Annotated in this window: 26 protein-coding genes; 7 read left to right on the top strand and 19 right to left on the bottom strand. The window is 68.1% G+C overall.

Annotated elements, in window-relative coordinates:
- Positions 1–6: 6 nt before the first annotated feature.
- Together KZ686_RS09325 and KZ686_RS09320 are read left to right on the top strand one after the other, a co-directional pair.
- Entirely contained in the window at positions 7–1,215 is a 1,209-nt protein-coding gene (locus tag KZ686_RS09325; protein WP_317845723.1) for a cupin domain-containing protein, read from the top strand.
- A gap of 199 nt (positions 1,216–1,414) precedes the next feature.
- Positions 1,415–1,651 (top strand): hypothetical protein, encoded by a 237-nt coding sequence (locus KZ686_RS09320; RefSeq protein WP_043437644.1) that lies wholly within the window; start codon positions 1,415–1,417, stop codon positions 1,649–1,651.
- A gap of 144 nt (positions 1,652–1,795) precedes the next feature.
- Here the strand turns inward: KZ686_RS09320 and KZ686_RS09315 are convergent, their stop codons facing one another.
- The 8 genes from KZ686_RS09315 to KZ686_RS09280 form a co-directional block, all read right to left on the bottom strand.
- Positions 1,796–2,584 carry an MBL fold metallo-hydrolase gene (locus tag KZ686_RS09315; RefSeq protein ID WP_226109096.1) on the bottom strand — a complete coding sequence of 263 codons (789 nt, stop codon included), beginning with the start codon at positions 2,582–2,584 and terminating at the stop codon, positions 1,796–1,798.
- Positions 2,585–2,711: 127 nt separating this feature from the next.
- On the bottom strand, positions 2,712–3,947 hold the full coding sequence (bamC, locus tag KZ686_RS09310; protein WP_265632284.1) for an outer membrane protein assembly factor BamC: 1,236 nt from the start codon (positions 3,945–3,947) through the stop codon (positions 2,712–2,714).
- A gap of 58 nt (positions 3,948–4,005) precedes the next feature.
- Positions 4,006–4,890, bottom strand: a complete 885-nt coding sequence (gene dapA, locus KZ686_RS09305) for a 4-hydroxy-tetrahydrodipicolinate synthase (protein WP_149319276.1) — start codon at positions 4,888–4,890, stop codon at positions 4,006–4,008.
- Between the two features lie 160 nt (positions 4,891–5,050).
- The gene (locus KZ686_RS09300; RefSeq protein WP_265632283.1) at positions 5,051–5,644 is read right to left on the bottom strand and encodes a class I SAM-dependent methyltransferase; all 594 of its coding nucleotides are present in this window, start codon (positions 5,642–5,644) and stop codon (positions 5,051–5,053) included.
- A gap of 44 nt (positions 5,645–5,688) precedes the next feature.
- The gene (locus KZ686_RS09295) at positions 5,689–6,891 is read right to left on the bottom strand and encodes a tryptophan--tRNA ligase (protein ID WP_149319277.1); all 1,203 of its coding nucleotides are present in this window, start codon (positions 6,889–6,891) and stop codon (positions 5,689–5,691) included.
- 40 nt (positions 6,892–6,931) lie between these two features.
- Complete coding sequence (locus tag KZ686_RS09290; protein WP_265632282.1) at positions 6,932–7,597, bottom strand: site-2 protease family protein; 666 nt, start codon at positions 7,595–7,597, stop codon at positions 6,932–6,934.
- 82 nt (positions 7,598–7,679) lie between these two features.
- Positions 7,680–8,303, bottom strand: a complete 624-nt coding sequence (locus KZ686_RS09285; RefSeq protein ID WP_150081858.1) for an L-threonylcarbamoyladenylate synthase — start codon at positions 8,301–8,303, stop codon at positions 7,680–7,682.
- A gap of 16 nt (positions 8,304–8,319) precedes the next feature.
- Entirely contained in the window at positions 8,320–9,165 is an 846-nt protein-coding gene (locus KZ686_RS09280) for a 3',5'-nucleoside bisphosphate phosphatase (protein WP_149319280.1), read from the bottom strand.
- Between the two features lie 319 nt (positions 9,166–9,484).
- Between KZ686_RS09280 and KZ686_RS09275 the strand changes: the two genes are divergently transcribed.
- A complete protein-coding gene (locus tag KZ686_RS09275; protein WP_149319427.1) occupies positions 9,485–10,582 on the top strand; it encodes an NAD(P)/FAD-dependent oxidoreductase in 1,098 nt (365 codons plus the stop codon).
- A 22-nt stretch (positions 10,583–10,604) separates the two neighbouring features.
- On the opposite strand, the gene KZ686_RS09270 is transcribed toward KZ686_RS09275, so the two are convergent.
- The gene (locus KZ686_RS09270) at positions 10,605–11,498 is read right to left on the bottom strand and encodes an alpha/beta fold hydrolase (RefSeq protein WP_226109103.1); all 894 of its coding nucleotides are present in this window, start codon (positions 11,496–11,498) and stop codon (positions 10,605–10,607) included.
- A 288-nt stretch (positions 11,499–11,786) separates the two neighbouring features.
- Between KZ686_RS09270 and KZ686_RS09265 the strand changes: the two genes are divergently transcribed.
- A complete protein-coding gene (locus tag KZ686_RS09265; RefSeq protein ID WP_265632281.1) occupies positions 11,787–13,541 on the top strand; it encodes an acyl-CoA synthetase in 1,755 nt (584 codons plus the stop codon).
- A gap of 85 nt (positions 13,542–13,626) precedes the next feature.
- Here KZ686_RS09265 and KZ686_RS09260 read toward each other — a convergent pair whose 3' ends face one another.
- On the bottom strand, positions 13,627–14,511 hold the full coding sequence (locus tag KZ686_RS09260; RefSeq protein ID WP_149319283.1) for a ferritin-like domain-containing protein: 885 nt from the start codon (positions 14,509–14,511) through the stop codon (positions 13,627–13,629).
- A 189-nt stretch (positions 14,512–14,700) separates the two neighbouring features.
- Between KZ686_RS09260 and KZ686_RS09255 the strand changes: the two genes are divergently transcribed.
- The 3 genes from KZ686_RS09255 (at position 14,701) to KZ686_RS09245 (ending at position 16,901) form a co-directional block, all read left to right on the top strand.
- On the top strand, positions 14,701–15,225 hold the full coding sequence (locus KZ686_RS09255) for a gamma carbonic anhydrase family protein (RefSeq protein WP_149319284.1): 525 nt from the start codon (positions 14,701–14,703) through the stop codon (positions 15,223–15,225).
- A 37-nt stretch (positions 15,226–15,262) separates the two neighbouring features.
- Positions 15,263–16,291 (top strand): Hsp33 family molecular chaperone HslO, encoded by a 1,029-nt coding sequence (hslO, locus tag KZ686_RS09250; protein ID WP_150081846.1) that lies wholly within the window; start codon positions 15,263–15,265, stop codon positions 16,289–16,291.
- A gap of 205 nt (positions 16,292–16,496) precedes the next feature.
- Positions 16,497–16,901 carry a hypothetical protein gene (locus KZ686_RS09245; protein ID WP_149319286.1) on the top strand — a complete coding sequence of 135 codons (405 nt, stop codon included), beginning with the start codon at positions 16,497–16,499 and terminating at the stop codon, positions 16,899–16,901.
- Positions 16,902–16,940: 39 nt separating this feature from the next.
- Here KZ686_RS09245 and ftsB read toward each other — a convergent pair whose 3' ends face one another.
- The 9 genes from ftsB to KZ686_RS09200 form a co-directional block, all read right to left on the bottom strand.
- Complete coding sequence (gene ftsB / locus KZ686_RS09240; protein WP_149319287.1) at positions 16,941–17,282, bottom strand: cell division protein FtsB; 342 nt, start codon at positions 17,280–17,282, stop codon at positions 16,941–16,943.
- 81 nt (positions 17,283–17,363) lie between these two features.
- Positions 17,364–18,653 carry a phosphopyruvate hydratase gene (eno, locus tag KZ686_RS09235; protein WP_149319288.1) on the bottom strand — a complete coding sequence of 430 codons (1,290 nt, stop codon included), beginning with the start codon at positions 18,651–18,653 and terminating at the stop codon, positions 17,364–17,366.
- A 124-nt stretch (positions 18,654–18,777) separates the two neighbouring features.
- A complete protein-coding gene (locus tag KZ686_RS09230; protein WP_006576078.1) occupies positions 18,778–19,068 on the bottom strand; it encodes a DUF1330 domain-containing protein in 291 nt (96 codons plus the stop codon).
- A 139-nt stretch (positions 19,069–19,207) separates the two neighbouring features.
- Entirely contained in the window at positions 19,208–20,077 is an 870-nt protein-coding gene (gene kdsA / locus KZ686_RS09225) for a 3-deoxy-8-phosphooctulonate synthase (protein WP_149319289.1), read from the bottom strand.
- 24 nt (positions 20,078–20,101) lie between these two features.
- Positions 20,102–21,757: a CTP synthase gene (locus tag KZ686_RS09220; protein WP_149319290.1), complete on the bottom strand. Its 1,656-nt coding sequence runs from the start codon at positions 21,755–21,757 to the stop codon at positions 20,102–20,104.
- A 136-nt stretch (positions 21,758–21,893) separates the two neighbouring features.
- Entirely contained in the window at positions 21,894–22,715 is an 822-nt protein-coding gene (locus KZ686_RS09215; protein WP_149319291.1) for a peptidase, read from the bottom strand.
- A gap of 196 nt (positions 22,716–22,911) precedes the next feature.
- Positions 22,912–23,730 carry a transglutaminase family protein gene (locus tag KZ686_RS09210; RefSeq protein ID WP_187829265.1) on the bottom strand — a complete coding sequence of 273 codons (819 nt, stop codon included), beginning with the start codon at positions 23,728–23,730 and terminating at the stop codon, positions 22,912–22,914.
- 71 nt (positions 23,731–23,801) lie between these two features.
- Positions 23,802–24,755 (bottom strand): alpha-E domain-containing protein, encoded by a 954-nt coding sequence (locus tag KZ686_RS09205; protein WP_265632280.1) that lies wholly within the window; start codon positions 24,753–24,755, stop codon positions 23,802–23,804.
- A gap of 98 nt (positions 24,756–24,853) precedes the next feature.
- The gene (locus KZ686_RS09200) at positions 24,854–26,326 is read right to left on the bottom strand and encodes a circularly permuted type 2 ATP-grasp protein (protein WP_149319294.1); all 1,473 of its coding nucleotides are present in this window, start codon (positions 26,324–26,326) and stop codon (positions 24,854–24,856) included.
- Positions 26,327–26,389 lie beyond the last annotated feature (63 nt).

Raw genomic sequence — 26,389 nt, 5'->3', positions numbered from 1 at the left:
CACTCCATGAACGATTCCGCATTATACGCGCAGGCCCTGCCCCGCGGCCCGGTGGATCCGGATGCGCCACTTCAGCTGCTCGGGGGCATGACGCCCGCCGCATTCATGCGTGATATCTGGCACCGCAAACCCCTGCTGGTTCGACAAGCCATCTCCGATATCGTGCCCCCTGTCTCGCGGGAAGCGCTTTTCGAGCTGGCCGACCGCGACGACGTCGAATCGCGGCTGGTCACCCACTTCCGCAACCGCTGGAAACTGGCGCACGGCCCCTTTGCCGCCGACAATCTGCCATCGACCAAGGCGCGCCAATGGACGCTGCTGGTCCAGGGCGTGAACCTCCACAATAGCGCGGCGGCCGCGCTGATGGGGCAATTCCGCTTCATCCCGGATGCGCGCCTGGACGACGTGATGGTCAGCTATGCCACCGACGGCGGCGGTGTCGGCCCGCACTTCGACTCCTATGACGTGTTCCTGCTGCAAGTTTCGGGCCGGCGCCGCTGGCGCATCTCGTCGCAAGACCGGCTCGAGCTGGTGCCGGATCTTCCTTTAAAGATACTGGCCGAATTCGAAGCGGAACAGGAGTTCGTGCTCGAGCCCGGCGACATGCTGTACCTGCCGCCGCAATACGCCCACGACGGCGTCGCCGAGGGCGAGTGCATGACCTGCTCGATCGGTTTCCGCGCGCCGGCCTACCGCGAGCTGGCGGGGCATTTTCTGGCGTGGCTGTCGGAAACCGTGGAGGACAACGAGGCGCTGTCCGGGCGTTATGCCGATCCCGGACAAGCGGCCACTTCGCGTCCCGCGCAACTGCCCGCGGATCTCGCCCGAACCGTTGCGCAACGGCTGCAGGCGTTGCGCTGGTCCAATGACATGGTGTCCGAGTTTATCGGCACCCATCTGTCCGAACCGAAGCCCGGCGTGGAGTTCGCCGAGGTTCCGCAAATCGCCGCGGGAAAATACGCGAAACTGGCAAGAACGCACGGCATTGTGTTGGCGCCGGCTTCGATCGCGCTATACGACCGCAGCCATTTCTTCCTCAATGGCGAAGCTTACGAGGTCCCCGGCGAACTGGCCGGCTGGCTGCGGCGGCTGGCCGATCGGCGCCATTTGACCGCCGCCGAGGTCGGCCAATGCGCGGAGCTGCCGGAGCTGATGGAGACATTTCACCATTGGACCCTGGAGGGCTGGCTGCAGCTCGCGCCGGCCGCGGTGTAATAATGCGTAACAGTGTGGTCAGCAAATGACGGCGCTACACAAGCCGGGAAAACGTGGATATAATCGCCAGCTGGCTCGTACTGTGGACCAATGCATTTACGGCACCGGGGAGAGCCATTAAATTGAAGTTCACGAGCGATAATTACCGGTAATTATTCATCGCCTGTTTTTCTTTCTATTACAAGTTAAAGGACGAACAATGAAGAAGTCTCTCCTGATCGCTTCCCTGCTGGCTGCTGTTGCCGTCGCCGCTTGCGGCAAGAAGGAAGAAGCCGCTCCCGCAGCTGACACCGCTGCTCCGGCTGCTACCGCTCCGGCTACCGAAGCTTCGGCTCCGGCTGCTGACACCGCTGCTGCTCCGGCTGCCGACGCTTCGGCCCCGGCTGCTGACGCTTCGGCTCCGGCCGCTGACGCTTCGGCTGCAGAAGCCAAGTAAGCGTTCGCCCGAACGAAAAAAACCGGCCTTCGGGCCGGTTTTTTTATGGGCGCTCGCCAGGCAGGGATTGCACGTCCGGGGCCTGGCAATTTATCGCGTCCGATTCATCCCTTCACCGCCTGCCGGCCGGCCGTTCGTACTGATTCATCCCTTCACCGTCTGCCAGCCCAGACCTTCGTACTGATCCGCCACCAGGATATCGTCGGCCACCGTGCCGAGCGCCGCTGCCAGCGCGCCGGTCGCCAGGGCCGGCGTATTGTTCTGCTGACTCAGATGGGCCGCCACCACGCGGCCAAGGCCGCTGTGCGCGACGCGCGCCAGGATCGCGGCGGCCACCTCGTTGGCCAGATGACCGAAGTCGCCACCGATGCGCCGTTTCAACGATGGCGGATACACCGAGTTGCGCAGCATCTCGCGGTCGTGATTGCACTCGAGCACCAGCGCGTCGACGCCGGCGAGACGGGCCACCAGGTAAGGCGTTTCCATTCCCGCGTCGGTCAGCACGCCCAGCCGCGCATCGCCGTCCGACAGCACGAACTGCACCGGCTCGCGCGCGTCGTGCGGCACGGTGTAAGGCAGCACCTGCAGATTGCCGATCTCGAACGCGTAGTCGGCGCCGATCACCCGCACATCGGCCTTGTCGGCGCCGCGCAGATGCGAGGTCGCCAGCCAGGTGCCATGCGTAGTGAAGACCGGCAGCCCATGCCGGGCGGCAAAGGCGTAGGCCGAGCCGATATGGTCGCCGTGTTCGTGGGTAACCAGCACCGCGTCGAGCCCGTCGGGCGTGACGCCCAGCCGCTCGAGCCGCCGCGCGGTCTCGCGCAGGCCGAAGCCGCAGTCGAGCAGCACGCGGGTCACGCTGGCGCCATCACGGGATTCGATCAGCAGCGAATTGCCCTCGCTGCCGCTGCCGAGAAAGCCGAACCGCATCATCGCCGCGCCCACCCCATGCCGGGCGGAACCGCGGCGGTGGGCCGGACCGCAGCGCGAGCACCCGGCATCGCGGGTCCGTGCAATGCCGGGCTCAATGCAGCGCTCAATGCAGCGTTCAATGCAGCGTTCAATGCAGCTGCTCGTCGAGCAGCGTCAGGATGCGCTTGGCGATCTCGGTCGACTCCGGTTGGCCGGCGTCGTTCAGCACGGTCACGGTGGTGCCCGAACCGCTGCCCTTCAGCGCCACGCGGTACTTCTTCGCCTGACGGGCGGCATCGCCACCGCTGCGCGTGAACAGCTTGGAGAAGAAGCCGCGGTTGTCGTTGACCGTGTCGCGCGTGTCGACATAACGGACGTAGTACAGGCCCTGGCCGCGGTCGCGGTCTTCCACCGTGAAGTTGACGCGGTCCAGAGCGAGGCCGACCGAGCGCCAGGCGCGGTCGAACGGCTCGGGCAGCTGCAGCGCCTGCGCGCCGTTGACCTGCGTCAGATAGGTCGCCGAAGCGGCGGCCGCCGCCGTCTTGCCGGCGCCGGCGTCGGCCGGTGCGGCCGGCTTGGCGGCGCCCGCCGGTGCGGGCGGCGTGCCGTTCTTCGCCATGCGGTCGGCCTGTTCCTTCTGCACGCCCAGCCGCTGCGCCAGGCGGGACAGGAATTCGGCTTCCAGCTCGGGATCGGCCGGGCGCGGGGTCCACACCGTCTGCGACTTGTCCAGGCCGGTCAGCTCTTCCTTGGCGCCGCGATGGCTGATGAAGACTTCCAGGTTGCCGTTCTGGCCCTTCTCGACCCGGCTGCGGAACTTGTCGCGCTCCGAGGTCGAATACAGGCTGTCGAACACCTTGCCGATCGTGTTGCGGATGAAGTCCTGCGGAATCTTGGCGCGGTTCTCGGCCCAGTCCGTTTCCATGATGCCGGTCTCGGGCGAGTCCTGTACCAGCAGGAAGCCGTTCTCCTGCCAGAACTCGCGCATGGTCTGCCACAGCTGGTCGGGCGCCATGCCGTTGCTGATGACGAGCCAGCGCTGGTTGCCGTCGCGTTCGACGCGGATGCCTTCCGCCGACGGCAGCACGTTGGTGCCGGCGACCTTGGGCTGGGTGCTGGTGGCCTGCTGGTAGCCGGACAACGTCGCGCCGGCCTGCTCGGGGACCGAATAGCGGCGATCGCCGTCGAGCTTGGTCAGGTCCGGCGGCACCTCGAGCGTCGAGGTGCGCTTGGCCGCGGCGGCCGACTTGTAGTCGATCTTGTCGGCCTGCATCATGTCGTTGACGGTGCTGCAGCCAGCGGTCATGCCGAGCGCGAGCAGCGGCAAGACCAGGGCGGCACGGCGGCCTTGCGGCACGCCATGGCGGTTAAGCTTGAGTTTCATTGACACGCAATCCTAGTGAAGGGAATGACCGCTTGGCGCGAAAGAAAAATCGGATCGATCAGGCGAGCAGCCCGGCGCCGGCCAGCGCGCGGCGCACGGTCTCGTGGTGCTCGGGCGACAGCGGCGTCAGCGGCAGGCGGATGCCGCCGGCCATCTTGCCCATCTGTTGCAGCGCCCACTTGACGGGGATCGGGTTGGCCTCGATGAACAGCGCCTTGTTCAGCGCGATCAGCTCCATATGGAGGCGGCGGGCGGTGATCGCATCGCCCTTGAGCGCCGCGACGCACAGCTCGTGCATCTTGCGCGGGGCCACGTTGGCGGTCACCGAGATATTGCCGTGGCCGCCCAGCAGCATCAGCGCGACCGCGGTGGGATCGTCGCCGCTGTAGATGGCAAAGCCTTCCGGCGCGTCCTTGATCAGCTGGGCCGCGCGGTCGATATTGCCGGTGGCCTCCTTGACGCCGACCACGCCCGGCACCTGGGCCAGACGCAGGATGGTGTCGTTGCTCATGTCGGCGACAGTGCGTCCCGGCACGTTGTACAGCAGCACCGGCAGATCGACCGCTTCCGCGATGGTGCGGAAATGCCGGTACATCCCTTCCTGCGTCGGCTTGTTGTAGTAGGGCACGACCTGCAGCGACGCATCGGCGCCGACCTGCTTGGCGAAGGCGGTCAGCTCGATCGCCTCGCGGGTCGAGTTGCCGCCGGTCCCGGCGATGATGGGGATGCGTTTGGCGGCCTGCTCGACCGCGACCCGGATCAGCTCGCAATGCTCCTCGACCGACACCGTGGGCGATTCCCCCGTGGTACCGACGATCACGATGCCATCGGTGCCTTCGGCGACGTGCCAGTCGATCAGGCTGCGCAGCGCGGCGTAATCCAGGCTGCCATCCTCCTGCATCGGCGTCACGATGGCGACGATGCTGCCGGTAATCTGTGTCATAGCTGGTATGGTTTTCGAGATTTCGAATAGCGGGATTGTACCGGATACGAATTGGCCGCCGAAGCACACCGGCAACCCTGCCTACCCGGGCAAACACCAAGTGGATCAACGCATCGGCCCGCTTGCACGCTGACATCGCGCCGGCATCACCTGGCGCAAATCACCCGTCCAGGCGATAGCGTGGCGGCGGCGCCGCTCCCGCGGCCTGCAGTGCCTCGCGCACGGCGCATATGCGCTGCACGAACGCCGTCCGGGGCACTTCGATCACGCCGTCCTCGTAGGCGACGACCCGCAGGCTCCCGCGTACCGCCTCGAGCAATTCGCCCGGCCGCAGCAGGAAATCGGGATTGGACGGCTTGCCGACCGTCTCGTTCCCCACCGCAAAGGTTTCGTAGATCAGCACGCCGCCGGGCGCCAGCGCATCGATCAGATGCGGCCACAAGGGGCGATGCAGATAGTTGGTGACGATCACCGCGTCGAACGGCGCCTCGTCGGCCAGCGGCCAGGCGCCCTGCTCCAGGTCCGCCTGCCGGGTCCGCACGGGGCTCGGCAGGCCGGCCAGCGCGGCGGCATCGCGGTCGACGCCCAGCACGTCGAAGCCGCGCTCGGCCAGCCAGCGCGCATGGCGTCCGCAGCCGCAGGCCAGGTCCAGCACGCGGCCGCCGGCGCGCAGCAACGGCGTCCAGCGCACCACCCAGGGCGAGGGCTCGCCGAGCGCGGCATGCGGCGCGCCGGCGGGCATGGACGACGGCATGGAGGACGGCATGGGAGACGGCATCGACGACGGCGGCGAGCCCATCAACGGTATCCCAGCCCCATGGCCTCGCGCACGTCGCGCATGGTCTCCTGCGCGACCGCGCTGGCCTTGGCGCAGCCGTGGTCGACGATGTCGCGCAGCAGGGCCGGATTGTCCATGTACGGCTGGGCGCGCTCGAGCATCGGCTGCTGCTCGCGCAGGATGCCCTCGATCACCGGCTGCTTGCATTCGATGCAGCCGATGCCGGCGCTGCGGCAGCCCTTGAGCACCCATTCCTTCGTGGGCTCGTCGGAATACACCTGGTGCAGCTGCCACACCGGGCAGCGGGCCGGCTCGCCCGGATCGGTGCGGCGCACCCGTGCCGGATCGGTCGGCATCGTGCGCACCTTCTTCTCGACCGAGTCCTTGTCCTCGCGCATGCGGATCGTGTTGCCATAGGACTTCGACATCTTCTGGCCGTCGAGCCCGGGCATCCGCGACGCGGCCGTCAGCAGCGCCTGCGGCTCGACCAGGATGGTCTTGCGCGAACCGGCCAGATAGCCCAGCAGCAGCTCGCGGTCGTCATTGGACAGGCTCTGGGACTGCGCGACCAGCGCGCGGCCCTCTTCCAGCGCGCTGTCGGTGCCCTGCTCCTGGAAGGTCTTGCGCAGGTCGAGGAACACGCGGGTCCGCTTGCCGCCCAGCTTCTTCGCGGCCTCCTGCGCCTTCTCCTCGAAGCCCGGCTGGCGGCCGTACAGGAAGTTGAAGCGGCGCGCGATCTCGCGCGTGATCTCGACGTGCGGCACCTGGTCCTCGCCCACCGGCACCTTGTCGGCGCGATAGATCAGGATGTCGGCCGCCTGCAGCAGCGGATAGCCGAGGAAGCCGTAGGTTGCCAGGTCCTTGTCCTTGAGCTTCTCGATCTGGTCCTTGTAGGTCGGCACGCGTTCGAGCCAGCCCAGCGGCGTGCCCATCGACAGCAGCGTGAACAGTTCGGCGTGCTCGGGCACGCGGCTCTGGATGAAGAGCGTGGCCTGCTCCGGATCGACGCCGGCGGCCAGCCAGTCGGTCAGCATTTCCCAGACCGATTGGCCGATCACCTCGGGCGACTCGTAGTGCGTCGTCAGCGCGTGCCAGTCGGCCACGAAGAAGAAGCACGGGTGCTCCGACTGCAGCTTGACCCAGTTTTTCAGCACGCCATGGTAGTGGCCAAGATGCAGCGCGCCGGTAGGCCGCATGCCGGAGAGAACGCGATCGGGGAACATGTCGTTGTAATCAGTCTTTCAGGAAATCATTGCACCAGCGTCACTGCACCAGCGCCAGGATCGGCGCCAGCAGCAGCTGGACCAGCGAGCCCAGCAGGCTCATCACCGGCTGCATCCAGACCCGGGTGATGACGCCGGCGGCGACCAGCGCCAGCACGACGAAGATGCCGTACGGCTCGATCTTCGACAGCGCGTAGGCCATGCGCTGCGGCAGCAAGGCGCTGAGCACGCGCCCGCCATCGAGCGGCGGAATCGGAAACAGGTTGAACGCCGCCACCACCAGGTTGACCAGCACGCCGGCGCGCGCCATCTGCGCGAAGAACGGTTCGTCGACCTGCGCCAGCACCAGCCCCAGCGCGACCAGCGCCCAGGCGAAGGCCTGCAACAGGTTCGCGCCCGGCCCGGCCAGCGCGACCCACATGCTGTGCCAGCGCGGGTTGCGCAGCCGGCCGAAGGCGACCGGCACCGGCTTGGCATAGCCGAACACGAACTGGCCGCTGGTGACCAGGTACAGCAGCAGCGGCACGGCGATGGTGCCGATCGGATCGATATGGCGGACCGGGTTGAGGCTGACCCGGCCGAGCATATAGGCGGTGTTGTCACCGAACAGCTTGGCCACATAGCCATGCGCGGCCTCGTGCAGCGTGATGGCGAACAGCACGGGCAGCGCGTAGACCGCGAAGGTCTGAATCAGAGAGGCGTCCATGGGGCGCTATTGTAACGGCGGGCACCGGCCGCCACGCCGATTCGTGGGGCGGTCTGCGCCGGGCAGCGGCATGATGCCGCGCTCACAGCCCGAAGCGGGTGACATCGCCGCGGCCGGCGCGCACCAGCACCGGTTCGCCGCTGGTCAGGTCGATCACCGTACAGGCATGCGCGGGCGCGGTGCCGCCGCAGATCACCAGGTCGAGCTGCTTCTGCAGGCGCTCGCGAATTTCGAGAGGATCGTCCAGCGGCGCGGCATCGCCGGGCAGCTGCAGCGTCGAACTGATCATCGGCTGGCCCAGTTCGTTCAACAGCGCCTGCGGGATGGCATGGTCGGGCACGCGCACGCCGATGGTCTTGCGGGCCGGGTGGGACAGCCGCCGCGGCACTTCCTTGGTGGCCTCGAGGATGAACACATAGGGCCCGGGCGTGGCGCCCTTGATCCAGCGGTACTGCCGATTGTCGACCCGCGCGAAATTGCCGAGCTCGGACAGGTCGCGGCACATCAGCGTCAGGTGGTGCTTGTCGTCGATGCCGCGCAGCCGGCGCAGGCGCTCGACCGCGCCCTTGTCGTCGAGCCGGCAGGCGAGCGCATAGCTCGAATCGGTGGGCAGCGCGATCAGGCCGCCCTTGCCGACGATCTGGGCGGCCTGCTTGATCAGGCGCGATTGCGGATCGACCGGATGGATATCGAAGAACTGCGACATGGGGCGGTCCGGCGGCTTACCAGTCGTGCCAGACCGGCGTCAGCGACGACGGCAGCGGCGGCAGCGAGCCGATCTCGACCCGCCCTTCGCCCGGCCCGTGGAAGTCCGAGCCCCGCGAGGCCAGCAGCCCGTAGTGCCGCGCGACGTCGGCATAGCGGCGGTACTGGTCCGGCGTATGGCTGCCGGTCACGACCTCGACGGCGCCGCCGCCGAGCGCGGTGAATTCGTCGAAGAGCGCGTCGTGCTGGGTATCGGTGTAGTCGTAGCGGCCCGGGTGGGCCATCACGGCGATGCCGCCGGCGGCGCGGATCCACTTGACCGCCTCGCCGAGCGTGGCCCAGCGATGGCCGACATAGCCGGGGCGGCCCTCGGTCAGATAGCGGTCGAACACCTCGGAGATATTGCCGCAGATACCCTCGTCGACCATCCACCGGGCGAAGTGCGTGCGCGAGATCAGGTCGGGGTTGCCGACATAGCGCAGCGCGCCTTCGTAGGCGCCCTCGATGCCGACCGCGTGCAGCGCGTCGCCGATGTCCTGCGCGCGGCGGGCGCGGCCCGAGCGCGTCGCGGTCAGGCCGTCGATCAGTTCGGGGCACAGCGGATCGATCTGCAGGCCGACGATATGGACCGTCTGGCCCGCCCAGGTCACCGAGATCTCGACGCCCGGCACATAGCGCATGCCCAGCGCCTCGGCGGTCTCGCGCGCGATCAGCTGGCCCCCCAGTTCGTCATGGTCGGTCAGCGACCAGATCTCGACGCCGTTGGCGTGCGCCCGCTCGGCCACGACCGCGGGTGGCAGCGTGCCGTCCGAGATGGTCGAGTGGCAATGCAGGTCGGCGTTGATGGCGTGGGAAGCGTGCATTCCGTCATTCTACTCCCGCGCCTTCCGTGTCCGCAGGAGCCGGGCGCCGCTGCACCGCGGGACATGGCCGCCCCGGCGGTCCCCTGCGGCCCACGGTGGCCACTGCGGTGGACGGCGGCCACTGCTGTCAATGGTGGCTACTGCGGTCGACGGCAGCTACTGCGGCCAATGGGGGCCACTGCGGTCCACGGCGGCGCATAGCCATGCCGCCAACGCTGGCGTAGCCGGAACCGCGGCGGGGCCGGGGTATAGTGGACGCCTCCCCAGTCTTTCCGCGCGGCGTGCCGCCATGGCGCACGCCGGCCGCAACGATCCGATCATGCAGAACACCCATCCGGCCTCCCCCTCCCAAGACGTTTCCACCCCGCCCGCCGCGACCAATACCGAACCGGTCCGCACCGACGTGCTGATCGTCGGCGCCGGTCCGGTCGGCCTGTTCGCGGCCTTCCAGGCCCGGGTGCTGGGCCTGCAATGCGAGATCGTCGACGTGCTGGACCGCGCCGGCGGCCAGTGCACCGAGCTCTATCCCGAGAAGCCGATCTACGACATCCCCGCCGTGCCCGGCTGCCTGGCCCAGGACCTGGTCGACCGGCTGCTGGAGCAGTGCGCACCGTTCGCGGTGCCGATGCATTTCGGCCAGCGCGTCGAGGGCGTGCAGGAACTGCCCGGCGAGCCGCAGCGGCTGCTGGTCGCCACCGATGCCGGCAAGCGTTTCGAGGTGGCGGCGGTGCTGATCTGCGCCGGCGCCGGCGCGTTCGCGCCGCAGCGCGTGTCGCTGCCCGAGGCGGCGGCGCTGGAGGGCCGGCATTTGCACTATGCGGTGCGCGACGTGTCCCGCTTCGCCGGCAAGCGCGTGATCGTCGCCGGCGGCGGCGACTCGGCGCTGGACTGGGCGCTGGCGCTGCGCAAGGTGGCCGCGCGCGTCACCCTGCTGCATCGGCGCGAGGGCTTCCGCGCGGCCGACCATACGGTCGCCGAGATGCGCGCCGCGGTGGCGGCGGGCGAGATGGATTTCGTCGTCGGCATGCTGGGCGCGCTGCAGACCGAGGGCGACGCGCTGGTCGCCGCGCAGGTGCGCACGCGCGACGAGACGCTGACGCTGCCGGCCGATGAACTGGTCGCGCTGTACGGGCTGGTGTCCGAACCGGGTCCGATCGCGCATTGGGACCTCGACATGCGCGCCGGCCGCATCCTGGTCGATACCACCACCTACGAGAGCTCGCGCCGCGGCATCTTCGCCGCCGGCGACATCGCCTTCTATCCGAACAAGCAGAAGCTGATCCTGTCGGGCTTCCACGAGGCCGCGCTGGCGCTGCGCCGCGCCTACCACTACGCCTTCCCCGACAAGGCGCTGGTCCACGTGCACACCAGCAACAACGCCGCGCTGAAGGAAGCGCTGACGCACGGCACGGACTGAGGCGGAGGGCCGCCGCGCGGGCTCAGCCGCAGAACGACTCGATCAGCCCGGCGACCGCCTCGGGCTGGTCGTGATGCAGCATGTGGCCGGCGTCGTCGAGAATCACCTCGCGGAAATCGCGGAACGCGGCGAAGCGCTGCTTGAATTCGGCGATGCTCTGCTTGTGGGCGATATGGCGCAGCGTCTCCGAGTCGCGCGCCTCGACGTGCAGCACCGGCGCGGTCGCCGCGGCCCAGATCGCCATCGCCTCGTCCACGCGATACAGCACCGGATTGATCAGCTTGTGCGCGGGATCGCCGAGGATCTCCCAGCGACCGTCCTCGTTGCGCCGCGACCAGTGTTCGGCGAGAAACGCCGCGCGGTCGTCGCGCAGCCGGGGATTGGTCTTCTTCAGCCGCGCGGCGACCGCCTCGACGCTGTCGTAGGTCTTCAGCGCCGGCGGGTCGCGCAATTCGTCGAGCCAACGGGCGAAGCGCCGCGGCGCCTGCTCTGGCCGAGTGGCCGTCATGCCGAAGCCCTCCAGGTCCACCACGCGGCGTACCCGCTCGGGACGCACGCCGGCATAGAAGCACGCGATATTGGCGCCCATGCTGTGGCCGACCAGGTCCACCGCGCCGTCCGGCTGATAGTGGTCGAGCAGGACTTCGAGGTCGGCCAGATAGTCGGGAAACCAGTACGAGGCCGTGCCCGGATGGCGGGTCGGCCAGCCGGTCTGGCCGAAGCCGCGCCAGTCCGGCGCGATCGCGTGCCAGCGGCCCTGCAGCGCGTCGACCAGGAACTGGAACGAGGCCGCCACGTCCATCCAGCCATGCAGCAGGAACAGCTTCGGCGCGCCCGGTTCGCCCCAGTGGCGCACGTGGTAATCGAGGCCACGCACCGTGATACATTCGGAGCGCGATGTGTCGCGGATCGTCATGGTCTGCCCTGTCCCGCCTTGTCGGCTGTGTGGTTGCGGCGATTGCTCTGCCTGTGGTGATGATTGCGATCGTGATGATCACGTTGATCGCGATGGTCACGATCGTCACGATGGTCGTGCCAAGGATTGCCGCGAGGGCCGTCGATGGCCACCACGCCCTCAGTCCGACAAAATCGAACGCTCGTTCGATTTACCGCGATTGTAGCCACAAGCGAGTCCGCGACGCCAGCCAGCATGCCAACAAGATCCGCGGCGCCCGACGCCGCGGACACAAGAACGGAGACCACCATGGCCGCATCCTCGCTGCCGGACAGCCGGCGCGACGACTATCCCGCGCTCTACCGCGACTTCCACTGGCACGTACCCGAAACCTTCAATCTCGCCGAAGCGTGCTGCGGCCGCTGGGCACGCGATCCGGCCACGCGCGACCGGATCGCCGTCCATACGGAGCATGAGGATGGCCGGCGTGCGTCGCATCGCTACGGCGAGATCCAGCGCGACGCCAATCGGTTGTCGCACGCGCTGCGCGAGCTGGGCGTCCGGCGCGGCGACCGGGTGGCGATCGTGCTGCCGCAACGCATCGAAACCGTGGTCGCGCATATGGCGGTCTATCAGCTCGGCGCGATCGCGATGCCGCTGTCGATGCTGTTCGGCCCCGAGGCGCTGGGCTATCGCCTGCAGCACAGCGAGGCCTGCGTGGCGATCGCCGACGAGACCTCGATCGACAATCTGCTCGCCGCGCGCGGCGACTGCCCCGCGCTGCAGGCGGTGATCGCCGTCGGCGAAGCGGCGGGCCGCGGCGACCGCGACTGGGACGCGGCGCTGGCGGACCAGGCCGACGACTTCACCGCCGAGCAGACCAAGGCCGACGAGGCCGCCGTGCTGATCTACACCAGCGGCACCACCGGGCCGCCCAAGGGCGCGCTGCTGCCGCACCGCGCGCTGATCGGCAACCTGACCGGCTTCGTCTGCTCGCAGAACTGGTATCCGCGCGAGGACGATGTGTTCTGGAGCCCCGCCGACTGGGCCTGGACCGGCGGCCTGTGGGACGCGCTGATGCCGGCGCTGTACTTCGGCAAGACGATCGTCGGCTACCAGGGCCGCTTCTCGCCCGAGGTCGCCTTCGGCCTGATGGAGCGCTACCGCGTCACCAACACCTTCCTGTTCCCGACCGCGCTCAAGCAGATGATGAAGACCTGCCCGGCCCCGCGCGAGCGCTACGACCTGCGGCTGCGCGCGCTGATGAGCGCCGGCGAGGCGGTCGGCCAGACCGTATTCGACTGGTGCCGCGAGGCCTTCGGCGTGATCGTCAACGAGATGTTCGGCCAGACCGAGATCAACTACATCGTCGGCAACTGCACCGCGCAATACGACGATGGCCAGCTCGGCTGGCCGGCGCGGCCGGGCTCGATGGGACGGCCCTACCCCGGCCACCGCGTCGCCGTGGTCGACGACGAAGGCCGCCCCTGCCCGCCCGGCGAGGACGGCGAGGTGGCGGTCTGCACCACCGACATCCACGGCCATCCCGATCCGGTGTTCTTCCTCGGCTACTGGAAGAACGAGGCGGCCACCGAGGGCAAGTTCGTCGAGTACGATGGCCTGCGCTGGTGCCGCACCGGCGACCTCGCCCGTGTCGATGAAGACGGCTACCTGTGGTACCAGGGCCGCGCCGACGACGTCTTCAAGTCCTCGGGCTATCGCATCGGCCCGAGCGAGATCGAGAACTGCCTGCTCAAGCATCCGGCGGTGTCGAACTGCGCGGTGGTGCCGTCGCCGGACCCCGAGCGCGGCGCGATCGTCAAGGCCTTCATCGTGCTGACGCCGGGCGTGCAGCGCTCGGCCGAGTCCGAGGCCGCGCTGGTCGCCGAACTGCAGCAGCACGTGCGGGGACAGCTGGCGCCGTACGAGTATCCGAAGGCGATCGCCTTCATCGACCAGCTGCCGATGACAACCACCGGCAAGATCCAGCGCCGCGTGTTGCGGTTGCAGGAGGAAGAGGCGGCACGGCAGCGTGCGGCGGCCCCGCGCGTGGGCAACGGCTAGGCGGTCAGCCGGTTGAGCAGCCGGTTGAGCAGCCGGTTGAGTCCGCTGGTTGAGGTCAGCCGGTTGGTCCTTCACCGGTTGCCGGTTATCCGGCGCTGCCGGTCAGCCAGGCCAGTTCGTCCTCGTCGAAGCCGGCCGCGCGGCGCGCCGCCAGATTGAACGGCGGCCGCAGCCGCGGCGCCTGGTGGCGCTCGGCCAGTTCGGCGTAGGTGGTCACAGGATCGAGGCCCCGCTCGGCGCATAGCCAGCGATACCAGCGGTTGCCGATCGCCACGTGGCCGACCTCGTCGCGCAGGATGATGTCGATGATCGCCGCGGCCTCGGCATCGCCGGCGTCGGCCAGCCGCGTGCGGACCACCGGCGAGGCGTCCAGCCCGCGTGCCTCCAGCGTGCGCGGCACCAGCGCCATGCGCGCCAGCACGTCGCCGGCGGTGCGGTCCGCCATCTCCCACAGGCTGTTGTGCGCCGGGAAATCGCCGTAGGCGAAGCCCAGCTTGCGCAGGTGCGCGGCCAGCAGCGTGAAGTGCAGCGCCTCCTCGTCGGCCACCTGCAGCCAGTCGCGGTAATACCCCGCCGGCATGCCGGCGAAGCGCCAGACCGCATCGAGCGCCAGGTTGATCGCGTTGAACTCGATATGCGCCAGCGCGTGGATCAGCACCGCGCGCCCCGCCGGATTCTGCAGCGAGCCGCGCCGCTCGACCTTCTGCGGCGGCACCAGCTCCGGACGCGCCGGGCGGCCAGGCACCGGGCCGGCGGCGGCGAGCGTCAGGGCGGCGCCGATGGCATCATCGCCGGCTTCCAGTGAGGCGGCGCCCAATGCACGGGCCGCGGCGGCCTTGGCGGCGGGATCGGGCTCCGCCAGCACGGCGAGCGCCCGATGGCGCAGGGAAAGCGGCGAGGAGGCCGCATCTGGGTCGATCGGCGCCGTGGCATCGCGATCTGGGGCGGGTTCGGCAGCGTAGGCGGGCATGGGCGTAAAATCCGGTCTGCCGCGATTGTAGAGCCTTGCCGGCACCGCCCGGCCTCATACGACCTACGCCCCGGTGTTGCGCCCCGGTGTTGCGCCCCGGTGTTGCGCCCCGGTGTTGCGCCCGGGGTTCCGCCCTTTAAGGCCCGGCGGCCATCCCCATCTAGAAACGAACCCCGTACAGGAGACCTCATGTCGCTTTACCAGCTCGGCGATACCGCCCCTTCCATCGATGCCGACGCCTACGTGGCTGCCGAAGCCACCGTCATCGGCAACGTGACGCTCAAGGCGCGAGCCAGCGTCTGGCCGGGCGCGGTAATCCGGGGCGACAACGAGCCCATCGTCGTCGGCGAAGCGACCAACGTGCAGGAAGGCGCGGTGCTGCACACCGACCCGGGCTGCCCGCTGACGATCGGCGACCGCGTCACCATCGGCCACCAGGCGATGCTGCACGGCTGCACGATCGGCGAAGGCGCGTTGATCGGCATTCAGGCGGTGGTGCTGAACCGCGCGGTGATCGGCAAGGAATGCCTGGTCGGCGCCGGCGCCATCGTCACCGAAGGCAAAGTGTTCCCCGACCGCACGCTGATCCTGGGCGCCCCCGCCAAGGCGGTACGCGAACTGAGCGACGAGGAAGTGGCCGGCCTGTACCGCAACACCGACACGTATGCGGCACGCCAGGCCGTCTACAAGAAGGAATTGAAACGCATCGGCTGAGCGCCCGCGCGCCGGCCGATCCCACCGATGGATGATCGTGACTGAAACCCAAACCCCGGACACCCTGCAGAAATTCCTGTTCGACGCCGCCCCGGTGCGCGGCGAGCTGGTGCGGCTGCAATCGACCTGGCAGGAAGCGCTGGAGCGCCACCACTATCCGGCCCCGGTACGCCGGCTGCTCGGCGAGATGATGGCCGCGGCCGCGCTGCTGTCGGCCAACCTGAAGTTCAACGGCGCGCTGGTGATGCAGCTGCATGGCGACGGGCCGGTGCGCATGCTGGTGGTCGAATGCCTGTCCGACCTGTCGCTGCGCGGCACCGCGAAGCTGGCCGAAGGCGTCGAGATCGCCGACGATGCCACGCTGGCCGAGCTGGTCAACCAGCACGGCCAGGGGCGCTTCGCCATCACGCTGGACCCGCACGACAAGCTGCCGGGCCAGCAGCCCTACCAGGGCATCGTGCCGCTGGCCGACGCCCATGGTCCGCTGACGTCGATCAGCGCCGTGCTCGAGCACTATATGCAGGCCTCCGAGCAGCTCGACACGCGGCTGTGGCTGGCCGCCGACGACCGCGTCGCGGCCGGCATGCTGCTGCAGAAGCTGCCGTCCTACGGCGGCACGATGGAAGGCAAGCCCGGCCGCCCGCCCGCACAGGTTGGCGAGACCGGCGCGCCGCTGTCGGCCCACGGCCGCGCGCAGGATCTCGATACCTGGGACCGCGCCTGCCAGCTCGGCGCCACGCTCAAGACCGAGGAACTGCTGGCCGAACAGCCGGATACGCTGCTGCGGCGGCTGTTCTGGGAAGACCTGCAGGACGCCGGGCTGCGCGTGTTCGAACCCGGCACGCCGCACTTCCGCTGCTCGTGCTCGCGCACCAAGGTGGCGAACATGCTGCAGTCGCTGGGCCAGGCCGAGGTCGACGACATCGTCGCCGAGCGCGGCTCGGTGGAGATCCACTGCGACTTCTGCGGCCAGGAGTACCGCTTCGACCCGGTCGACTGCGCGCAGCTGTTCAGCGGCGCGGCGATGCCGGCGGGGGTCGGCGAGGGCGCGGGACATCGGCACTGAGCGGCGCTAAGCAGCACGGAGTGACACCGAGCAGCGCTGAGCTCTGCCGGCCAGGCTGACCGGTTCCCCCGGTCTGTTCTCCCTCTCCCCTCAGCGGGAGAGGGGAAAAACCCTGTGGTGCCCCGCGGGCCGCAAACTTTGCCGGCTCACTAAAATCAAAGTCAACAAAGTCTCCCCGACATCCGCGCACCGCCTGGAGGTCATCATGCCGGCCATCCCTTCGTCGATCCGTCTTGCATTGCTGGCCGCGCCGCTGCTGGCCGCGGGGTGCGCCGCCAATCTGCCGCGCGACATCAACGGCTCGCCGCCGACCGCCCGGCTAGCGCCGGATACCGTGTCCCGGGCACCTGCCGCGCCGCTCAGCGCCGAGGAACGCAAGCGGCTGGACGCGCTGAACAAGCAGGTGCTGCGTGAACAGGAGGCCGCGATCGCCCGCGATCAGCAGGCCCAGGCCTGGGCGCGCGCATCGACCTACGCCTATCCGGCGTATCCGCTGTCGAGCTGGAGTTTGTACTACGGGGGATGGGGCCGCGGCCGCTGGGGCGGCGGGGTCAGCATCGGGTCGCCCGGCTATTGGGGCTGGGGCGGCTACCCGTACTGGTGGTGGTGAAGCGCTGGCGTAAGACGCGAGCCGGCGGCAGCCTGACGCTCAGTGCCCGCCGGAACCGGGCTTGGCCGCCGGAGGCGGGGGCAGCGGCGGCGTGGCGCTGACCTTGGGGGCCGGTGCGACGAACTGGATGAACACCTCGCCGTCCTTGACCATGCCGAGCTCGTAGCGCGCCCGCTCCTCGACCGCGCCGGTGCCGTCCTGCAGGTCCAGCACCTCGCCCTCGAGCTTGGCATTGCGGCGCTTGAGCTGTTCGTTGCGGGCGGTCTGCTCGCCGACCTGTTTGTTCAATTCCCACACGCGCAACCAGCCGCCCTTGCCCAGCCACAGGGGATACTGGATCGCGAGCAGCACCACGAACAACAGCAGCGTAATCAGGCGCATGGGCATTCAGGAAACGGACGACTGGGCGGTGGCCGCAGGCGCCGGCGACCGAGGCCGCCGGGCGCCTGCCGACTCCCGGGCTTAGCGCAGATTGTAGAACGCGCTCTTGCCGGGGTAGCTGGCGATGTCGCCCAGGTCTTCCTCGATGCGCAGCAGCTGGTTGTACTTGGCGATGCGGTCCGAACGCGACAGCGAGCCGGTCTTGATCTGGCCTGCGTTGGTGCCCACCGCGATATCGGCGATGGTGCTGTCCTCGGTCTCGCCCGAACGGTGCGAGATCACGGCCGTGTAACCGGCGCGCTTGGCCATCTCGATCGCCGCGAAGGTTTCGGTCAGCGTGCCGATCTGGTTGATCTTGATCAGGATCGAGTTGCCGATGCCCTTGTCGATGCCTTCCTTCAGGATCTTGGTGTTGGTGACGAACAGATCGTCGCCGACCAGCTGCACGCGCTTGCCGAGCTTGTCGGTCAGCACCTTCCAGCCGTCCCAGTCGCCTTCGGCCATGCCGTCCTCGATCGACACGATCGGGAACTTGTCGCACAGATTGGCCAGGTAGTCGGCCCATTGGGTCGAATTCAGCGTCAGGCCTTCGCCTTCCAGGTGATACAGGTCCTCGCCTTCGCGGAAGAACTCGCTCGAGGCGCAGTCCAGCGCCAGCAGCACGTCCTCGCCGGCGCGATAGCCGGCCTTCTCGATCGCCTGCAGGATGGTGTTCAGGCATTCCTCGTTCGAGGCGAAGTTCGGCGCGAAGCCGCCTTCGTCGCCGACCGCGGTCGACATGCCCTTGTCGGCCAGGATCTTCTTCAGCGCGTGGAACACCTCGGCGCCGCAGCGCAGCGCTTCACGGAAGCTCTTCTGCGACACCGGCATGATCATGAATTCCTGGATGTCCAGGCTGTTGTTGGCGTGCGCGCCGCCGTTGACGATGTTCATCATCGGCACCGGCATCTGCATCGCGCCCGAACCGCCGAAGTAGCGGTACAGCGGCAGGCCGGCTTCCTCGGCGGCGGCCTTGGCCACCGCCATCGACACGGCCAGCATCGCGTTGGCGCCCAGGCGGCTCTTGTTCTCGGTGCCGTCCAGATCGATCAGCGTGCGGTCCAGGAAGGCCTGTTCGGCGGCGTCCAGGCCCATGATGGCTTCGGAGATCTCGGTGTTGATGTGCTCGACGGCCTTCAGCACGCCCTTGCCCAGATAGCGCGACTTGTCGCCATCGCGCAGTTCGATCGCCTCACGCGAGCCGGTCGACGCGCCCGACGGCACCGCGGCGCGACCCATCACGCCCGATTCGAGCAGAACGTCGCATTCGACGGTCGGGTTGCCGCGCGAGTCGAGAACCTCGCGACCGATGATATCTACGATTGCACTCATGGATTCCTCTTGATCTAGATCTGGTGAAGCTCGGTATGTCGATGCACTGCGTCTGGTACGGCGTTGCACCGCGCGCCAGGCGCTCCGCGTGGAGACCCGCGTCAGGCAACGCCCCGGTCGAGGCTCAAACGCCCTCGACCACGATCATGTTCATCCGGGCCGCATGCTCGCGCGCCTTGCGGGCCGCGCGATAGGTCTCGCCGTCATGGAACGCCTGGGCCGCCTCGACGCTGGGGAACTTCAGCAGCACCACGCGGGTGGGCGCCCATTCGCCTTCGAGCGGGACCGTGCGGCCGCCGCGCACCAGCACCTCGGCGCCATGCTCCTGCATGGCCTTGCTGGACAGGACCTTGTACTGCTCGTACTGCTGCGGATCGGTGACGTCGACGTAGGCGATGATGTAGCCGGCGGCCATGCGTATCTCCAGGATGAATCTTATGGTTGTCAACGTTGCCGCCCGATGACGGCGGCAACGTGCGGAATCGGTGATCGGCGCGAGGGCCGTTGCAGCTGACGATTGAACGATTGAACGATTGACGGTTGGCGCTGCGCGCTCAGGCGCAGGCCGGCCAGCCGAAATTGTCTTCGAGGAAGCCGGCGCGCTTGGTCAGCGCGTCCAGATCCTTCAGCACGGCCAGCAGTTCTCGCATGCGCGACAGCGGCACGGCATTGGGACCGTCCGACATCGCCTTGCTCGGATCGGGGTGGGTCTCCATGAAGAGGCCCGCGATGCCCACCGCCACCGCGGCGCGCGCCAGCACCGGCACGAACTCGCGCTGGCCGCCCGAGCTGGTGCCCTGCCCGCCCGGCAGCTGCACCGAGTGGGTCGCGTCGAACACCACCGGCGCGCCGGTCTCGCGCATGATCGCCAGCGAGCGCATGTCGGAGACCAGGTTGTTATAGCCGAACGACACGCCGCGCTCGCAGGCCATGAAGCTGTCCTCGGGCAGGCCGGCTTCGCGCGCGGCGTCGCGGGCCTTGTCGATGACGTTCTTCATGTCGCCCGGGGCCAGGAACTGGCCCTTCTTGATATTGACCGGCTTGCCGCTCTGCGCGCAGGCGCGGATGAAATCGGTCTGCCGGCACAGGAAGGCCGGCGTCTGCAGCACGTCGACCACCGCGGCCACCGGCGCGATCTCGTCGATCTCGTGGATGTCGGTCAGCACCGGCACGCCGATCTCGCGCTTGACCGTGGCCAGGATCTCCAGCCCCTTCTCCATGCCCAGTCCGCGGAAGGACTTGCCCGACGAGCGGTTCGCCTTGTCGAACGACGACTTGTAGATGAAGGGGATGCCCAGTTCGCTGGTGATCGTCTTCAGCGCGCCCGCGGTATCGAGCGCCATCTGCTCCGACTCGATCACGCAGGGACCGGCGATCAGGAAAAACGGCTGGTTCAGGCCGACATCGAATCCACACAATTTCATCTTGCTCTCCTGCTATCGGCCGCTTCAGGCGCCCTTGCGCCGCTGTTGGCCGGCCAGCGCCGCTTCCACGTAGGCCTTGAACAGCGGATGGCCTTCGCGCGGCGTCGAGGTGAATTCCGGGTGGAACTGCACGCCGACGAACCACGGATGCAGTTGGGCCGGCAGTTCCATCATCTCGGGCAGGTTCTCGGTCGGGGTGCGGGCCGAAATCACCATGCCGGCCTGCTCCAGCTGCGGCACGTAGTGATTGTTGACCTCGTAGCGGTGGCGATGCCGCTCGTTGACCTCGGCACCGTAGATCTGCGCCGCCTTGGTGTCCGGCTTGACCGGCACGCGCTGCGCGCCCAGGCGCATGGTGCCGCCCAGGTCCGAATCGGCCGAGCGCTGCTCGACCTTGCCGTCGCGGTCAACCCATTCGGTGATCAAGGCGACCACCGGGTGTTCGGTCTCGAGGCTGAACTCGGTCGAATTGGCATCGCGCATGCCGGCCACATGGCGGGCGAACTCGATCACCGCCAGCTGCATGCCCAGGCAGATGCCCAGGTACGGCACCTTGTTCTCGCGCGCGTACTGGATCGCGCGGATCTTGCCCTCGGTGCCGCGCTTGCCGAAGCCGCCCGGCACCAGGATCGCGTCCAGGGGCTTGAGCACTTCGAGATGGCCCGATTCCAGTTCCTCGGAATCGATGTATTCGATATTGACGCGGGTCGCGGTATGCATGCCCGCGTGGCGCAGCGCCTCGATCAGCGACTTGTACGACTCGGTCAGATCGACGTACTTGCCGACCATGCCGATCGTCACTTCGTGTTCGGGGTTTTCCTGCGCGTTGACCAGCTTCTGCCACATCGACAGATCGGCCGGCTTCGGATCCAGGCGCAGCTCCTCGCAGATCAGCCGGTCCAGGCCCTGCTCGTTGAGCATCTGCGGGATCTTGTAGATGCTGTCGACGTCCCACACCGAGATCACCGCTTCCTGCGGGATATTGGCGAACAGCGAGATCTTGGCGCGCTCGTCGTCCGGAATCGGCCGGTCGGCGCGGCACAGCAGCGCCGTCGGCGAGATGCCGATCTCGCGCAGCTTCTGCACCGAGTGCTGGGTGGGCTTGGTCTTGAGCTCGCCGGCGCTGGCGATGAACGGCACCAGCGTCAGATGGACGAAGGCCGCGTGGTTGCGGCCCATGCGCAGGCTCATCTGGCGGGCGGCCTCGAGGAACGGCAGCGATTCGATATCGCCGACGGTTCCGCCGATCTCGACCAGCGCCACGTCGGCCTTGCCTTCGTGCGAGGCGGCCGCGCCCTTCTCGATGAAGGCCTGGATCTCGTTGGTGATATGCGGGATCACCTGCACGGTCTTGCCCAGGTATTCGCCGCGCCGCTCCTTGCGGATCACCGATTCGTAGATCTGGCCCGTGGTGAAGTTGTTCGACTTGCGCATCTTGGCCGAGACGAAGCGCTCGTAGTGGCCAAGATCCAGGTCGGTCTCCGCGCCGTCTTCCGTGACGAATACTTCGCCATGCTGGAAGGGGCTCATCGTGCCGGGATCGACGTTGATGTAGGGATCGAGCTTGAGGAGGGTGACTTTGAGGCCGCGCGACTCGAGAATAGCCGCGAGCGAGGCGGCAGCGATGCCCTTGCCGAGGGAAGAGACGACGCCACCGGTGACGAAGACGAATTTGGTCATAAACCGAGCTTGCCGGGGAAATCGGGATTATACATGAGCGAGGCCGGATGGACGGGCGGAATCGGCGTGCCGGACTGTCCGCTCGCGTGCCGTTTCGGCGGCGGACCCGGCCTCGCGCGAGCCCTCGCCGCCCCGTTCACTGCGGTTCGCGCGGACGCTCGCGCCGAGCCCGCACCGGCTGTCCCCAGCGGTCGCCCTCGCCCTGCCGCGTCAGCGGATGCTGGGCCGGCGCGGCGGCGTCCCATTCCGGGTTGTCGATCTCGCCGAACACCTGGCGCAGGCGCTGGCCCCAGGTCTCGCGGATCATGCAGAAATACGGATTGCGGTCGTCGATGGTGGCAAAGCGCGTGACGTGCAGCGAATCGGCTTCGTAGACCAGCAGGTCCAGCGGCAGGCCCACCGAGATATTGGACTTGAGCGTCGAGTCCATCGAGATCAGGGCGCACTTGGCCCCTTCGGCCAGCGGCAACGAGGGATGCACCACGCGGTCGATGATCGGCTTGCCGTACTTGGCCTCGCCAATCTGGAAGTAGCAGTTCTCCGGCGTCGCCTCGACGAAATTGCCGGCCGCATAGACGTTGAACAACCGCACCCGCTCGCGGCCGATCTGGCCGCCGAAGATCAGGCTGACGTTGAACTCGATGCCGGCATCGCGCAGCGCATCGGCATCGCGGCGGTGCACCTGGCGCACCGCGTCGCCGACGATCGAGGCGGCCTCGAACATATCGCGCGCGGTCCACAGCGAGCGTTTGCTGTCGCGGCTTTCCATCAGGATCTGGCGGATCGACTGGCTGATGGCGAGATTGCCGGCCGTCATCAGCACCATGACGCGGTCGCCGGGCTCCTCGAACACCGTCATCTTGCGGGCCGTCGAGATCGCGTCGACGCCCGCATTGGTGCGCGAGTCGGACAGGAATACCAGGCCGGCATCGAGCCGCATGGCTACACAGTACGTCATGGTGTTGTCTTATTGTGGTGACATGGCGCGCGGCGGAACGCGCGGGGAGCATCCCGGCATTCTAGCGCCCTCGCCGGGCGTCCCCTGTCACGGCACCTTATCGGCCCCACAGCGAGCCGTGGCGACCCGTGGCGACCCGGGGCCCCACGGCGACACGTAGCCGCACGTAGCGGCACGCTGCGGCGCAATGCAGGACTCAGGCCGGCTCGATCAGGATCTGCACCGACAGCGATTCGGTGCCGCCGCCCTCGCGCACGCCGCGGATCGGCGCCGCCGAGCGGTAGTCGCGCCCCACCGCGAGGCGGATATGGCGGGTATCGGTGAAGCAGCCGTGCGTCACGTCGATGCTGCACCAGCGCTCCCGCCCGGTATCGACACACAGGTCGGCCCAGGCGTGGCTGGCCAGCTCGGTGGCCGCGGGGTCGTGGAAATAGCCGCTGACATAGCGCGCCGGAATGCCGAAGGCGCGGCAGGCGGCCACCATCACCTGCGCCTGGTCCTGGCACACGCCCGCGCCCAGCGCGAAGGCCTCGGCGGCGCTGGTGCCGACATCGGTGGCATTGGGCTGGTAGCGCACGCGCTCGCCGATGCCCTGGGCCAGCGCCAGCAGCGCGGCGGGATCATGGCCGGCGGCCAGATACGGGGCGGCGAACGTCCTCAGCTCGTCGGGCGCGCTGGTCAGCGGCGTGCCGCTGCGGAAGTACAGCGGCGACACGCGCGCCTCCCCCGGCGGCGGCGCGTCGCTGAAGCAGCCGTCGGCATCGGAGGCCGGCGTGATCTCGACCTCGCCGCTGGCGGCGATCGTGATGGTGTCGGCCGGCCGCGCCAGCGTGAACTGATGGACGATATTGCCGAAGCCGTCGAGCGCCTCGGACAGATTGCCCGGCACCGACAGCTGCCATTGGTGCACGCGCTGCAGCGGGCCGGAGCGCGGCGCCAGCCGCAGCTCGTGAACGCTGCGGATCACCGGCTCGGCATAGCGGTAAACGGTGCGATGGTGGATCTGGTATTTCACGGTCATGTTGCGCTGCGCCGCCAGATCCGCCCGGCAGGTACGCCTGGCGCGTCGGTGGGCGAATCCATCGGTCAGGCTGCCAGCGGCGGCACCAGGAAGTCCCGGCTGATGCCGCTGCCCAGATCGCCGATGCGTTCCAGGAAGCTGGTCAGGAAAGCGTGCAGTCCGACCGCGAAGATGTCGTCGATGCGCGCGTATTTGAGGTCGGCATGCAGTTTACCAGCCTGCCGCTCGGTCTCGGCCGACTGCTGGTTGCGCACCAGCGCCAGGATCGCCACCACCTCGTCCATGCTCGACACCAGCGAGCGCGGCATGTCGGGCCGCAGGATCAGCAGTTCGGCGACGCGCACCGGCGTGATCACCGTGCGGTAGATCTTGCGGTAGACCTCGAAGCCCGACACCGAGCGCAGCACCGCGGCCCAGTGATAGAAGTCCTGCTCGGTCCGTTCGGTGCCGCCGTTCTCGCTGCCGGTGGCCTGGAACTTGACGTCGAGGATCCGCGCGGTGTTGTCGGCGCGCTCCAGGAAGGTGCCCAGCCGCATGAAGTGGAAGGCGTCGTCCTTGAGCATGGTGCCGAACTGCACGCCGCGCGCCAGGTGCGAGCGGAACTTGACCCATTCGAAGAATTGCGACGGATCGTCGCGCAGCACGCCGTCCGAGATCATCCGCTGCACGTCCAGCCAGGTGGTGTTCAGCGTCTCCCACACCTCGGTCGTCAACGAACCGCGCACGGCCCGCGCGTTCTCGCGCGCCGCGCGCAGGCAGCTCATGATCGACGACGGGTTGGTCATGTCGCGCACCATGAAGTCGATCACGTCCTCGCGCGCCAGCAGGCCGTACTTGTGGTCGAACGCGTGCGTCAGCTCGGAGATATCGAGCATCGCCCACCAGCCCTGCTCGGCCACCTCGAGCGATTGGGGCAGCAGCGAGGTCTGGTAATTGACGTCGAGCATGCGCGCGGTGTTCTCGGCGCGCTCGGTGTAGCGCGCCATCCAGAACAGGTGGTCGGCGGTGCGGCTCAGCATGATGGCTCTCCGTGGTCCGGTCGGAAGATCGCGGGGTCGGCAATGGCTGCGGAAAGGTGCGAAGGCTTGAAGGCTCGATGGCTCGAAGGTTCGTCGGCTCAGCGCTCCAGCACCCAGGTGTCCTTGGTGCCGCCGCCCTGCGAGGAATTGACCACCAGCGACCCCTCGCGCAGCGCGACGCGCGTCAGCCCGCCCGGCACCATGCGCACCTCCTTGCCCGACAGCACGAACGGCCGCAGATCGATATGGCGCGGCGCGATGCCGGCCTCCACATAGGTCGGACAGGTCGACAGCGCCAGCGTCGGCTGCGCGATGTACTGATCCGGCCGCGCCTTGACCACCTCGCGGAAGGCGTCGATCTCGGCGCGCGTCGCCGCCGGCCCGACCAGCATGCCGTAGCCGCCGGCCCCGTGCGTTTCCTTGACCACCAGCTCGTCCATATGGTCGAGCACGTACTGCAGGTCGTCCGGGCGCCGGCACATCCAGGTCGGCACGTTGGCCAGCAGAGGTTCCTCGCCCAGATAGAAGCGGATCATCTCGGGCACATAGGGATAGATCGACTTGTCGTCGGCGACGCCGGTGCCGATCGCATTGCAGACCGTGACATTGCCGGCGCGATAGACCGCCAGCAGGCCGGCCGCGCCCAGCGTCGAATCGGGCCGGAACACCAGCGGATCGAGAAAGTCGTCGTCGACGCGGCGGTAGATCACGTCGACGCGCTGCGGCCCCTGCGTGGTGCGCATGTACAGATGGTCGTCCTGCACGAACAGGTCGCTGCCCTCGACCAGTTCGATGCCCATCTGCTGCGCGAGGAACGCGTGCTCGAAGTAGGCGGAGTTGTACATGCCCGGCGTCAGCACCACCACGGTCGGATCGGCCACGCCCTGCGGCGACACGCTGCGCAGCATGTCGAGCAGCAGGTCGGGATAGTGGGCCACCGGCGCGACGCGGTTGCGCGCGAACAGCTCGGGGAACAAGCGCATCATCATCTTGCGGTTCTCGAGCATGTAGGAGACCCCTGAAGGCACCCGCAGATTGTCCTCGAGCACATAGAACTCGCCCTCTCCCGCGCGCACCACGTCGATGCCCGCGACATGCGCATAGATGTCGCGCGGCACGTCGATGCCCAGCATCTCGGGCCGGTATTGCGCGTTGTCGTAGACCTGCTCGGGCGGGATCACGCCGGCGCGGATGATGTCCTGGCCGTGATAGATGTCGTGGATGAAGCGGTTCAGCGCGGCGACGCGCTGGCGCAGGCCCTTCTCCAGCAGCGCCCATTCGCCGGCCGGGAAGATGCGCGGAATCACGTCGAAGGGGATGGTGCGCTCGGTGCCGCTGTTGGCCTCGTCCTTGTCGCCATAGACGGCGAAGGTGATGCCCACGCGCCGGAACACCAGGTCGGCCTCGGCACGCTTGTTGGCCATGGTCGCGCCCGACTGGCGCGCCAGCCACTCGGCGAACTGGCGGTAGTGCGGCCGGATCGCGTCCGGCGACAACGCCTGCCCGGCGGCGATGTTCGGGGGCGCATCGCCGCGCCAGTCCAGCATTTCATCGAAAAACCGCGCCGCCATGATGCCCTCCCCCAGTACCGGGCGCCCGACCGGCCGCCGCGCATCGTTGACTTCTACAGCATA

The organism is Cupriavidus cauae, from assembly GCF_026210475.1.
Taxonomy (GTDB): domain Bacteria; phylum Pseudomonadota; class Gammaproteobacteria; order Burkholderiales; family Burkholderiaceae; genus Cupriavidus; species Cupriavidus cauae.
The sequence above is the reverse complement of the archived record's forward strand: the minus strand, read 5'-3'. Positions and strand labels throughout refer to the sequence as shown.